This is a genomic window from Kitasatospora sp. NEAU-69, from assembly GCF_057158765.1.
Window position 1 is genome coordinate 201,454 of sequence record NZ_JBWXUE010000003.1, and the last position, 12,768, is coordinate 214,221.

The 12,768-nt window shown below is 73.0% G+C and carries 9 protein-coding genes; 3 read left to right on the forward strand and 6 right to left on the reverse strand.

The window, feature by feature from the left end:
* The first annotated feature begins 171 nt into the window (after positions 1-171).
* Positions 172-1,554: a S53 family peptidase gene (locus AC060L_RS05185; RefSeq protein ID WP_483797270.1), complete on the forward strand. Its 1,383-nt coding sequence runs from the start codon at positions 172-174 to the stop codon at positions 1,552-1,554.
* Between the two features lie 127 nt (positions 1,555-1,681).
* On the opposite strand, the gene AC060L_RS05190 is transcribed toward AC060L_RS05185, so the two are convergent.
* The gene (locus tag AC060L_RS05190; RefSeq protein ID WP_483797271.1) at positions 1,682-3,112 is read right to left on the reverse strand and encodes a hypothetical protein; all 1,431 of its coding nucleotides are present in this window, start codon (positions 3,110-3,112) and stop codon (positions 1,682-1,684) included.
* Between the two features lie 255 nt (positions 3,113-3,367).
* On the opposite strand from AC060L_RS05190, the gene AC060L_RS05195 reads away from it, so the two are divergent.
* Positions 3,368-4,330, forward strand: coding sequence for an AEC family transporter (locus tag AC060L_RS05195; RefSeq protein ID WP_483797272.1), 963 nt, complete (start codon positions 3,368-3,370; stop codon positions 4,328-4,330).
* 161 nt (positions 4,331-4,491) lie between these two features.
* Complete coding sequence (locus AC060L_RS05200; RefSeq protein ID WP_483797273.1) at positions 4,492-6,501, forward strand: putative Ig domain-containing protein; 2,010 nt, start codon at positions 4,492-4,494, stop codon at positions 6,499-6,501.
* 506 nt (positions 6,502-7,007) lie between these two features.
* On the opposite strand, the gene AC060L_RS05205 is transcribed toward AC060L_RS05200, so the two are convergent.
* The 5 genes from AC060L_RS05205 to AC060L_RS05225 all read right to left on the reverse strand — a co-directional run bounded on the left by AC060L_RS05205 (position 7,008) and on the right by AC060L_RS05225 (position 12,758).
* Complete coding sequence (locus AC060L_RS05205; protein WP_483797275.1) at positions 7,008-11,084, reverse strand: LysM peptidoglycan-binding domain-containing protein; 4,077 nt, start codon at positions 11,082-11,084, stop codon at positions 7,008-7,010.
* Positions 11,084-11,509 (reverse strand): pilus assembly protein TadG-related protein, encoded by a 426-nt coding sequence (locus AC060L_RS05210; RefSeq protein WP_483797277.1) that lies wholly within the window; start codon positions 11,507-11,509, stop codon positions 11,084-11,086. The genes AC060L_RS05205 and AC060L_RS05210 overlap by 1 nt, the downstream gene beginning before the upstream one ends.
* A gap of 90 nt (positions 11,510-11,599) precedes the next feature.
* Complete coding sequence (locus AC060L_RS05215) at positions 11,600-12,055, reverse strand: TadE/TadG family type IV pilus assembly protein (protein ID WP_483797278.1); 456 nt, start codon at positions 12,053-12,055, stop codon at positions 11,600-11,602.
* On the reverse strand, positions 12,052-12,468 hold the full coding sequence (locus AC060L_RS05220) for a TadE/TadG family type IV pilus assembly protein (RefSeq protein WP_483797434.1): 417 nt from the start codon (positions 12,466-12,468) through the stop codon (positions 12,052-12,054). Before AC060L_RS05220 ends, AC060L_RS05215 begins: the two co-directional genes overlap by 4 nt.
* Positions 12,465-12,758: a hypothetical protein gene (locus AC060L_RS05225; protein ID WP_483797446.1), complete on the reverse strand. Its 294-nt coding sequence runs from the start codon at positions 12,756-12,758 to the stop codon at positions 12,465-12,467. The genes AC060L_RS05220 and AC060L_RS05225 overlap by 4 nt, the downstream gene beginning before the upstream one ends.
* Positions 12,759-12,768: the final 10 nt, after the last annotated feature.

The following is a 12,768-nucleotide window of genomic DNA, read 5'->3' on the forward strand; positions in this document are numbered from 1 at the left end:
ACGTCGCTGACCTGCTCCGTTCGAGTGGGCTCCGAACGGCTTTGCGGCATTTGTCGGCATGTCATGCGGGCATGTCAAGACTCCAAAATGACTATAGCTTCATCGGCTCTCCACACGATGGGATATCCGGGCCGACCCCGGTCGGATCCCCCCTCCATCTTGAGGAGTTCCATGGGCACCTCCCCCGCCACCGCGGGTCCCCGACGCTCCGTGACCGCTCGTGCGCTGGCACTGCTCGCCGTCGGGGCCACCGCCCTGACCGCCGGCACCGTCACCGCGCAGAGCGCGGTCGCCTCCGCCGCGCCGGTTCCGGCCACGTTCAAGCTGCACCCCGCGTCCGAGGGGCACATCGACGCTGTCGGGCGCACCGCCCCCATCAGCACCAGCGACTGTGTGACGCAGATCGGCATCCACTGCTACTCGCCGCTGCAGTACCGCAACGCGTACAACCTGAACCCGCTGTACTCGCAGGGGATCACCGGCAAGGGCCGGACGATCGTGATCGTGGACTCGTACGGCTCGCCGACGATCCAGAACGACCTGAACACGTTCGACAAGCAGTGGGGCATCCAGGACACCAATGTCGAGGTGGTCAAGTGGGGCAACGTCCCCACCTTCGACCCGAAGAACTCGGACATGACGAGCTGGGCCGGCGAGACCACGCTGGACGTCGAGTACGCCCACTCCATCGCCCCGGACGCCCACATCGTCCTGGTCGAGACCGCGGTCGCCGAGACCGAGGGCGTCACCGGCCTGCCCGAGATGATGGACGCCGAGCAGGCGATGATCAAGCAGGGCAAGGGCGACGTCATCACCCAGAGCTTCGGGGCCACCGAGAACACGTTCCCGGGCTTCGACAAGGGCGACTACTCCTCGCTGACCAACCTGCGCTACGCCTTCAAGGAGGCCGCGGAGCACAACGTCACCGTGCTCGCCTCCTCCGGCGACAACGGGGTGACCGACTCCGACAACAACAACAACCTGTACCCGTACAAGGTCAACTCCTGGCCTTCGTCGGACCCGCTGGTCACCTCGGTCGGCGGCACCGAGCTGACGCTGGACAACAACGGCACCCGCACGGCAGCGGACAAGGTCTGGCACGACGCGTACGGCGCCGGCGGCGGTGGCACCTCGGCCGTCTTCGACCGCCCGTGGTACCAGACCGGTGTGGCCAACGTGGTCGGCTCGCACCGTGGCACCCCGGACATCAGCATGAGCGCCGCGGTGGACGGCGCGGCCTGGACGTACGAGTCGTACGACCCGACCGCCGTCGGCTGGCACCTGACCGGTGGCACCAGCGAGGCCTCGCCGCTCTTCTCCGGCGTCGTCGCGCTCGCCGACCAGGCCGCCGGCTACCGCCTCGGCCAGATCAACTGGCGGATGTACGGTCTCTCGCTGCTGCCCTCGCAGTGGAGCGGCATCAGCGACGTCACCACCGGTGACAACGGCTGGAACAACGTGACCGGCTACCAGGCCACCAAGGGTTACGACCTGGCCTCGGGCCTGGGCACGATCGACGGCAACAAGTTCGTCCACGCGCTCGCGGGACGCTGACAGCTCGTCGGATTCGTTTGCTGAACGGCCAGTTCGGCAGGAGCGGGGCATCCGCGGCGGTTCACACCGCTGCGGGTGCCCCGCTCGCTTGCTGCCGGAGGGGCCGGGCCCGGTCCGAGGGCGGCTGCTACCGGGCCGCCACGGCGGCGGCGAGCCGGGCGCGGTAGCGTTCGGCCGCGCGCAGCCGGCGCTGCTCCAGGCCCGGTAGCCGGGTCCGCAGTTCGAGGATCCGCGGGGCCAGCTCCAGCGCACGGGCGGGATCGGCGACCGCGCGCCAGCAGGCCTCGGCGTTGGCCACGACCTGCTCGATCTCAGGGACTTGAGCAGGCTGAGCGGGCTGCGGGTCCTGTGCCCCGCGCCCGGCCAGCAGCGCCATCGCCACCCCGTGGTAGAGGTCCGCCGCGGCGGCCGGATCGCCGGCCAGCCTGGCCACGTGAGCCCGGACTTGACGGATCATCAGTACTGCCGCGCCGTCCGGCCCGTCGGCCGCCACGGCCTTCTGCTCCAGCACGAGCGCGAGTTCGGCGGCCGCGGCGTGCGCTCCGGCCTCGGCGGTCCGGACGATCCGGGCGAGCGCGGCACGGTAGTCGGCCGGCGGCTCAGCGGTAGGAACGGCTGCTGGTACGGGAGTTGGCGCGGGGACCGGGATCGGGGCCGCCTTCGCGAGTGAGACCCAGCGCACCTCGCGGACCGTCGGCGGTACACCCGCCTTGACCAGCGTCACCGGCCCACGCGGCACGGCCGGCGCTCGGCCCGCCGGCGGTCCGAGCTGCGGTTCGAGGCGCGGTCCGACCGGCTCGCGCGCCGCGTTGCGGAAGATCGGCCGGCCGGCCGGGTACGAGGCGAAGAGCAGCACGTCCGGCCGCAGCACCGCGTGCACCTGGCCGCGCAGGTGCTCCGGCGCCAGCAGCACCCCGGCCCCCGGCCGGCCGCCGTGCAGCGCCTCGGTCAGCGCCCGGGTGAACGTCCCGATCCGCTCCGGGTCCGGGCTGACCACCGCCCACAGCGGCAGACCGTCCGCCAGCGGTCCCGGGACGTCCCGCAGCAGCGGCCAGGCGGCCGGCTCGGCGCTGAGGTCGGCGATCACCAGGGTGTCCAAGTCGGCCGGGCGCGAACGTAGTTCGGCAGCGATGGCGGCCCAGCTCAGCCCGTCCTGGCGGAGCCCGCCGGGCCTGGCCTCGCGCAGCGTCAGGTACAGTCCGCCGCCGCGCCGGTCGGCGACCAGGTGGCCGCTCAGGTGCAGCAGCAGTGGTCCCGGGTGCCGGGCCGCCGCGCGCAGGTGGGCGAGCACGGTCGGCGGGTCGCAGGCAGCCGGCAGGTGCACGGCGTCCACCGCCGCGGCGGCGAGCAGCGTCTGCGGCGCGACGGCGGCGAGCAGCGTGGCGAGCAGTTGGCCGGAGCCGCCCGCGCCACCCGAGCCGCCGGTGCTCCGGCTCCAACCGCGCCGCCCCGCACCGCCGTAGCCACCCTCGACCGCGAGGATCCGCCCGCGCAGCCCGCCACCGACCACCGCGGATCCGTCCCCGGAGGTCCCGGAGGTCGCTGCACCGTCGGCCACCACCGGTCACCACCCGCCCGCCGCGCTCGGCGCTCACTGTCCGCAGGTCGCGGCGGCCAGCACACCGCTCCCCCTCGCGCGCCACCTTACCGGGGGCGGGCATGCGCGGTCCGGCATCCGGCCGGGCCACTGGCCGAGTCCCCGACCGGGCATCCGACCAGGCATCCGGCGCCAGCTCCTGACCGACCGTTTGGTTGACTGCACACGTCCCACGTCCCACGTGTCCCATGCACCCCACTGGCGAACCGAGGAACCATGCATTCGCTTCAGCCACTGCTGTCCGGTTTCGTGCCGATCTGGCTGCTCACCGCCGTCGGCTACCTGGTCGGCCGGACCGGCCTGCTCGGCCCGGAGGCCGAGGCGGTGCTGGGCCGGTTCGTCTTCCACGTCGCGATGCCGGCCGCTCTCTTCAGCATGCTCGCCAAGGCACCGCTGCGGACCTTCGCCAACACCTCGATGCTGGCCTTCGCCGCCGGAACGCTGGTCGCCTCGCTGCTCGGCTGGGCGGCCGGGCGCTGGCTGTTCGGCCGCCCGCTCGCCGACCAGGCGATAAGCGGGATGGCCTCCGGCTACGTGAACTCCGCGAACCTCGGGATACCCGTCGCGATGCAGGTGCTCGGCGACGCCTCGTTCGTCGGCCCGGTGCTGCTCTTCCAGGTGCTGCTGGTGACGCCGGTCATCCTCGCCACGCTCGACGCCGGAACCGCCGCCGCCACCGACCGGCGGACCCAGCTCCGCCGGATGCTGAAGCTGCCGCTGCGCAACCCGATCATCCTGGCCTCGGCGCTCGGCGCACTGTGCTCCGCCGCCGGCTGGCGGCTGCCCACCGCGCTCGGGCACTCCTGTGACCTGCTCGGCGGCGCCGGCGTGCCGGCCGCGCTGGTCACGCTCGGCATGTCGCTGCACGCCAGGCCCGGCGCGGCGGACGTCACGCCGACGCGGCAGCGCGGCGAACTCGGCGTCGCCGTCGTCACGAAGAACCTGGTGCAGCCGCTCGTCGCCTACACCGTCGGCAGCCTGGTGCTGCACCTGACCTCGCACCAGCTGCTCGCGGTGGTGATCTGCTCGGCGCTGCCGACCGCGCAGAACGTCTTCATCTACGCCCGCCAGTACGGGCTGAGCACCGCGCTGCCGCGCGACTCGGTGCTCTGGTCGACGCTGCTGTCGATGGGCACGCTCTCCGCCATCGACTGGGCCCTGGCACCGACCGGGCACTGACCGCGCACTGCTCGGCGGCGCCCGCAACAGGCCACCACGGTAGATCGTTTGTTCAGGATTTTGTCATGTTCGCGGGCTTCACTCGGCGTCAGATGCCGTGCCTTACTGGGAGGCGCTACGCGCGTTGCTCCCGCCCGACTCCCCCGTCCGGAGGCACCTGAATGAGCGTCACCCGCCGTCTCAGACTCGCCATTGCCGCTGGCGTCACCACCGCTGCCACGGTGCTGGTCCCCGTCACCGCCGCACACGCGGCCAGCCCGTACTCGCTGGTCGTCCTGCCCGACCAGGGCGAGAGCGCGATCTACGACTTCGTCAACTCGGCCACCAAGTCGATCGATGTGACGATCTACGAGCTCCGCGACACCACGCTGGTCAACGACCTGGTGGCGAAGGAGAAGGCCGGCATACCGGTCCGCGTCATCATGGACGCGAAGCAGACCTCGGTGAACTCCGCCGCGTACAGCGCGCTCCAGGCGGGCGGCGTCGGCGTCACGTACTCCTCCTCGGCCTTCGTCTACACGCACCAGAAGACGATCACCGTGAACGGCGCCAAGTCCTACATCAGCACCGGCAACTTCGACACGGTGTACTACGCGACCTCGCGCGACTACGGCGTCTTCGACAACGACGCGAACGACGTCTCCGCGATCGAGGCGGTCTTCAACGCCGACTACGCGAAGACCTCCATCACGCCGAGCGACGGCGACGACCTGGTCTGGTCGCCGACCGACTCGCAGTCGCACCTGCTCGCGCTGGTCAACGGCGCCCAGCACAGCCTCGACGTCGAGGAGGAGGAGTTCGGCGACACCGCCCTGGTCAACGCGATCGTCGCGGACGAGCAGCGCGGCGTGACCGTCCGGGTGGTCGCGGAGAACGAGAACTCCACCTACACCTCGGAGCTCAACCAGGTCACCGCGGCCGGCGGCAAGGTGACCACCTACACCAGCTCCACCGGCTTCTACGTGCACGCCAAGGCGATCGTCGCCGACTACGGCACCTCGACCGCGAAGGTCTTCGCCGGCTCGGAGAACTTCTCCGACAACTCGCTCAACTCCAACCGCGAGCTGGGCCTGATCATCAGCGACCCGGCCGTGCTGAACGGCATCGAGGCGACGTTCACCGCCGACTTCAACCAGACCAGCAGCGCCGGCGTGACCGTGGCCGACCCGGGCACCCAGACCGGCACCGTCGGCACCGCCACCAGCCTGCAGATCAACGCGACCGACACCGCGGGCGGCACGCTCTCCTACAGCGCCACCGGTTTGCCGGCCGGCCTGTCGATCAACTCCTCGACCGGCCTCATCTCCGGCACCCCGACCGCCGCGGGCACCTCCAGCGTCTCGGTCACCGCCAAGGACTCCACCGGCCCGTCCGGCTCCGCCTCGTTCAGCTGGACGGTCAACCCCGTCGCCGCCGGCAACACCGTGACCGTGACCAACCCGGGCACCCAGACCGGCACCGTCGGCACCGTCACCAGCCTGCAGATCAACGCGGCCGACAGCGCCTCCGGCCAGACCCTGACCTACAGCGCCACCGGCCTGCCCGCCGGCCTCTCGATCAACTCCTCGACCGGCCTCGTCTCCGGCACCCCCACCACCGCCGGCGCCTCCACCGCCTCCGTCACCGCCAAGGACACCACCGGCGCCACCGGATCCACCACCTTCAGCTGGACCATGAAGTCCCCCTCCGGCGGCTGCACCTCGGCCCAGCTGCTGGGCAACCCCGGCTTCGAGACCGGTAGCGCCTCGCCGTGGACCGCCTCCTCCGGCCTGATCAGCAACAGCAGCAGCGAGCCGCCGCACAGCGGCAGCTGGGACGCCTGGCTGGACGGCTACGGCACCACGACCACCGACACGCTCGCGCAGACCGTCACGGTGCCGAGCGGCTGCAGCAACTACCAGCTGAGCTTCTGGCTGCACGTGGACACCACCGACCCCAGCACCACCACGGCCTACCACACGCTCAAGGTCCAGGTCCTGAACAGCGCGGGCACCGTGCTCAGCACGCTGCACACCTACTCGAACCTCGACGCCAACACCGGCTACGCACAGCACAGCTTCGACCTGTCGGCCTACGCCGGACAGACCGTCACGCTGAAGTTCACCGGCTACGAGAACGCCTACTACTCCACCTCCTTCGTACTCGACGACACCGCCTTCAACGTGAGCTGACGACTCACCGGAAGCCGGCGTGACCCCCTGCTCCCCGCCTCGACTCGCCCGAGGCGGGGAGCACCCATATCCGGGCCCGCCCGGACACGTCGGCGAGGGCGCGGCCAAGGAGCGGCTCCCGGCTCCGGGTCCACCAGGTCGCCGTCGACCGCGTAGCCCATCCTTTCGCCACCGTTCACGTCGCTACTGACGCTGAACACCCGTTCGCCCTTCGACAACTCCCGGAGGACGCCGGGCACTGCGGAGGTACGGCTGTCCTCCACGATGAAGACCAAGCCGCCCAGCGCTCCCACCCCGACCAGGTCAGCGGCGCGAGTTCCACCAGCGAACTCCAGCGCCTGCCGCACAGTCATCGGCCGGGCCGACTCTGGAAGACCGCCAAGCCGACGGATCACCTCGTCCTCTGCGACGCCTTCGACAAGCGCGACAGTCGGCATTACCCGGGGTGGTGGCCCGTTCTCCAACCGGACCGGCTACCTCCCGGACCCTTCAGAGCGATCATCGGCTCACGGGCTCGCGAGCAGGTCGCGCAGGAGGGCGACGGTGTCCGGGTCGAGGCTGCGGCCGGTGCGGCGGCTGAGGGCGTCCAGGCGGTTGACGGCCTTGAGGAGTTGGTCGCGGGCGCCGGCCGAGGCGTACGCGTAGAAGAGGTCGCGGTGCAGGAGTTCGACGTCCGGGGCGACGGCCAGGCCGCGGAAGACCGCGGCCTCGGCGCAGCGGTGGTCGCCGTACTGGAGGCGGCGGGCGGCGAGTTCGTGGGCGGTGTCGACGATGGTGGCGAGCATGTCCTGGCGGTCGGCCTCCGCCCAGCCGTAGCCGATCGGTGAGGCCTCGGCGAACGGGGCGCCGCGGACCAGGGCGAGGGCGTGGGCCAGGGCCGCGTCGGCGGTGGTGCTGGTGCTGCGCATGCCGCGGCGGTAGAGACTGCGGAACTCGTCCCAGTCGCAGGTGACGGTCGGTGCGAAGGTGGCGCTGTCCGGGGTGTCCTGGCGCAGGAAGGCGCGGCCGTCGGGGTCGCTGCCGACCCAGCCGGCCAGGTCGGCGAGCGAGACCGGCGCGGCCTGGTCGGGCCGGGCGTGGTCGCCGGGGCGCAGCACGCCTTCGATGGTGGCGCCGTCGCTGCCCGGGTGCAGCGCCAGGTAGGCGGCGAGTTCGGTCAGCGCCGGGACGGTGGCCGGGTCGGCCGGACCGGTCGCGCCGAGCACGTCGACCGGGCCGAGCAGCCGGATCCGCGGCGTGGTGCGGATCGCATGCGCCTCCGGGGAGCGGAGGATCGCGAGCAGGTCGTCGGCATCGGTGCGGGTGATGGCGGGGCCGGGGGCGACGAGCGTGGCGGAGGTGCCGTGCGGCGCGGTGGCCGGGACGGGCTCCGGACGGAACGGGACGCGTGGGTCGGCGAGTGTGGCGGCGGGGGCGATGTCGTGGGTCGGGACGGGTTCGGGGCCCGGCGAGGGGGCCGGAGAGGGAGCCTCCGGCGTAACCGCGTCCTGTGTGGGCTCGGTCGGCGGCTCGGCGGGGGGCTCGGTGGGAGGGACCGCGAACGGGTCGGTGGGCGGCTCGGTGAAGGGTTCGACGGCCGACTCGGCAGGCGGTTCGGCCGGGTACGGGCCGTCCGTCGGCGGCAGTTCGGCGGGCGGCTGCGGCGTGGTCGGCTGACTGGTCGCCTGCAGACCGCGGTTGTTGAAGCTGTGCCGGGACCCGTTGGACTCGGCCGAGGGCAGAGAGGGCAGAGAGGGCGGATATGACGGCACGTCAGCACCGGTCATCGCGGTAGGCATCGGCGGCACCGGGAACACGGGCATGACCGGCGAGATCGCCGAGACCGGCGCGGAGGCCGGGTTGATCGTCGCGAACGGGCTGCTGCCGGTACCGATCAGCCGGGCGACCAGCCGCGGCCCGACCTCCGTCTCACCGTCCGGCAGCGAGGCGCCGACGAACGGCGCACTGGCCGCCGAGCCCAGCGCACCGACCCCGGCCAGCACCGGCACGGGCTTGGGCAGGTCGGCCGGCTCCAGCTCCTCGCCGTCCAGCGTCCAGGCGGGCGCCGGCTGCTGTGCCGAGGAGCCGGTGCTGCGGATCAACTCGGTCCAGTGGCCGTACTGTTCGTCCGTCAGGCGCTGGAGCTGCAGCGACAGGTGCAGGCCCGGCAGGGTGGCGGGGCCGGTGCTCGGCAGCGTCCAGCGGGCCACCGGCCCGGCGCCGCGCTCGGGCGCCCGGGCGATCACCGCGAGGCAGGTGCGCGGGCGGCCGTCCAGCAGCCGGCCGAGCTCCGCCGGCACGTCGCCGATCGGCGGCTGGGCCGAGAGCACGATCTCCGGCGTCCAGGACTCGTCCGCGTGGCCGCGGCTGCGGGCGTCGCGCGGGTGCGTGGCGCCGGCGGCGAGCAGGCCGGCCCTGGCCTTGGCGGTCCGCGGTGCGAGGGCGGTGAGCGCCGCCTCCAGCGTCGGGTAGCGGTGCACCCGGTCGACCACCGTGTCGGAGACCGGAAGATCGTCGGGGAACCCGATCAGGTGCAGGTTGAGCCGGTCGGCGAGCGGACTGTGGGCGAGTTCGAGCGCGATGGTGCGCAGCACGCCGCGCGCATCGTCGGGGTGACCGGAGAGGTGCATCAGCCGGACCGTCTCCAGGTCGGCGAGCACCGCCGCACCGTCGGCCGCGGTGCCCAGGGTGACCAGCGCCGGGTACGGCGCCGGCACCTTGGCGGCCTGCTGGACGGAGAGCAGGTCGGTGCTGTCCGCCGAGCACCACCACACGTTCGCGGCGTGGGCGGCGCGGAACGGCGCGATCGGGGCGGCGGCGGCCGCCAGGTGCAGCTCGACCGTGCCGCCGACGGTGACGCGCACCGCGGCGAGCGCGGGCAGCCGCTTGCCCGTGCGGGTGACGTTACGGGCAAGCGTGCGCAGCGACCGGTTCAGCAGGTCGAGCCCGGCACTGCTCTGACGCGCCCTCAGCTCGGACTCGAAGGTCGCGGCGGGCACCGCCGGCATCGGGATCCGGTGCCGCGGGCGGCGGGCCCGCAGCTGCGCGCCGCGCCGGTGCGCCACGGCTCCGATCAGGACGGCGGCGAGCAGCACGCCGACGCCGGAGGCGGCGAGCGCGGCGGTGTAGTCACCGCTCGGATCCTCGGCCTTGGCGACGGGTTCGGCCGCCACCTTGGGCGCCGCGTCGGGGGCCGCGTGCGGGGCGGTGTCGGCGGAGGCGTGCGGGGCGGCATCGGCAGACGCGTGCGGCGCCGGGTCGGCGGAGGCGTGCGGCGCCGCATCGGCGGATACGTGCGGTGCCGAGTCGGCAGACGCTGCCGCGTGCGGGGCGGCTTCGGGGGCGGTCACCGGTGCCGCCCGCGGCACCGGGTGCGGCGGCAGCTGCTCGACCGGCGCGGTGGCGGACGGTCCGGCGGGCAGTGCGGCCTGCGCCGAAGCGGCAGGCGCGGGCGCAGGTGCGGGTGCCGGAGCGGGCGCGGGCGCCGCGGCAGGGGCCGACGCCCCCGGGATCACCAGCACCATGCCCGGCACCAGCACGTCCGGGTCGGTCAGCCGCTCGCCGTCCGGCGCCTGCACGCCCTTGTTCGCGTCGAAGAGCTTCGGCCAGGCGTCCGAACTCCCCAGCTCCCGCTGGGCGATCCCGGAGAGCGACTCGCCGTCCTTGACCGTCACCGTGCTCGCGCCCCCCGCTCCCCCGGACGGCTGCGCGGCCGCCGGGGCCGGGGCGGCGGCCGGAGCCGGCGCGGCGCCGTCCGGCTTGGCACCGGCCGGCATGAAGAGCTGCCAACCCGGCTGGATCGGCCGGTCGGCGTCGAAGACCGTTCCCGAACCGTCCATCGTGCGGCCGGCATTGAGCTTGGCGATCTCCTGCCAGCGGTCCCCGGAGCCGAGTTGGCGCTCGGCGATCGACCAGAGACTGTCCGCGGGCCGGCTGTCCTTCACCGTGTAGGTGGGCTGCTGCGGCTGCGGATCCGCGGCCGGCAACGCGAGCGTGGGCGAGCCGACCGGCCCGGCGGCCAGCGCGGCGAACTGCGGCGCGGCGGCGAGCTGCGCGGGCGCGGTGACCGAGGTCAGCTGCCCGGGCCCGGCGGTCGCGGCGAACGACGCCCCGGCCACCGGCAGCAGCGCCAGCACCGCGCCGACCAGCCCGGCCGCCATCCGCTGGCTCCACCCGAAGGCCGGCAGCCGCGGTGAAACCCGGCCGCGCAGCTGCGCCGGGATCTCCAGCAGCACCGAGAAGGCGAAGCACGCCCAGCCGATCCAGCCGATCCCGACCAGCGCCCAGAGGAAGAGCCGCCCGTCGTCGGGCGTGGTGAGCAGCTCGCGCAGACTGCGGTGCCCCTCCCCGCCCATCCCGGCGACCGCGTGCATACCGTCCAGCAGCAGCGCGGGCACCCCGACCAGCAGCAGGGCCAGCAACAGCAGCGCGCCGAGCGCGGCCGGCAGCGAGCGCAGCGGACTGCGCCGACGGCCCGGCGGGCGGGCGGCACTGCCGCGCGGCGTGCCCCAGGAGGGGCGCGAGGTGCCCGCGCCACCGTCCGGGCCACGGCCCGCGGCCGAGCCGCCAGGACGAGCGTGCACCTTGGCTCGTGGCGCGGCCATCAGGGCCCCACTTTCTGGTTGTTCTGCACCAGCGTGGCAACGCCGGAGCCGGATACGCCGAGGGTCGGATTCCCGAACAGGGCCAGCAGGCCGGTCGGGTACGTGCCGGTGACGGAGACGGAGACGCTGGTCGGGGTGGTCGTCGTGACGGGCGTGAGCCCGGAGCCGGCGAGGTAGGCGGTCACCGCGGCCACGGCGTCCGCAGGCTTGATCTGGATCGCCCCGGTGCTGTCCAGCACGTCCAGGTCGATCTGCTGGCCGCCGACCCGCGCCGCCTCCTCGGCGAGCGCGTCCGCCCGTTCCTCGGCACGCAACTGGCCGCCGCAGTCCAGCACGATGCCGCTGAACAGCAGAATCGGCAACATGCTGAGTGCGACGAAGATCGAGATGGTGCCGCGGTCGCGGCCCCCCCGACGGACCCTCACATCCCCTCCCCGGGCGAACGGTGTCCTGCTACCCACTACTGCTACTGCACTGCCCCTGCGCCGCCAGCGCCACTGTCGGTGCCACGTGCGCTACTTCGCCCGGAAGCGGTCGATCACCGAGGTGAAGGTTCCGCTCACCGGCACCCTGGCCACTTCCCACTGGGAGAAGAGATCATCCACCGGAACCTCACAACTCACGGTCACTTTCACCGCATCGAGCGGCCCGACGGCCGTTCCCGCGTAGATCTTCGTCAGCCGCGCGTGCACTGTCGGGTGCTGGCAGTCGACGCCCTGGTTCTTCAACTCCTCGGTGGCCGCGCTCGTGGCGACGTCCAGGTAGGCATCCGAACGGTCCAGCGAGCCGGCCCTGGCACCGGTCCGGGCCGCCTGGTCGAAGGCGCTGCCGGCCGTCTCCAGCCGCCCGATGCCGATCACCAGCCCGACGAACAGCAGCACCGCCGGCACCAGGATCGCCGCCTCGATCGCCAGACTGCCGCGGTCCGCTGCCCGCGGGTCCGCCGCGTCACCCCGCCGTCGCTCGTTCATGGCTGGTCGACGTACCTCTCCATCGGCGCCTGCGCACTCTGCGAGACGGTCATGCCGTCGAAGAAGGGCAGCAGGATCAGCGGGTGGAAGTGCACGGTGACCGTGATCGACGCTGGGACGCCCGCCGGCGTGTGAACCGGCTGGTCCACCGTCGCGGTGCCGAGCACGCTCTTGCACTGGTCGGCGAAGGCCTGGGCCCGCTGCACCGCGGCGTCGTCGCTGCCGCCGACCACGCGTCCCGCGTCAGCACCCTCCCGGGCCGCGGCCAGGGCCACGCTGTCCGAGTACCAGAGCAGCGCGGCCTGGACCACGAGCAGGACGACGAAGAGCACCGCCGGGAACACCATCGCGAACGAGAGGGCGAGGACCCCGCGATCGCGTTCCCGGCGGCCCGGACCCTGGCGCCGACTCAGTTGCCGGCGGGGGCGGCCGGCTGGGACGTGGTGATGTTGTTGGGCAGCGTGGTGGGCACGGTCTTGGTGACCTTGTCGCCCAGCGTGGACACCGCGGCCAGCACGCCGCCGGCGATCGCGATCACCACGATCACGATCAGCGCCATCTCGATGCTCAGCGCACCGCGGTCGCCCTCGCCGCGCGCCTTCGTCAGCCGTCCGACACGGGCGGGCATCATGGTCGCAAGCAGCCGCAGCGGCAACAGCATCGGTACCAGGAGCAGCAGGCACAGACTGCGCAGGTTCTTCATGGTTCGCTCT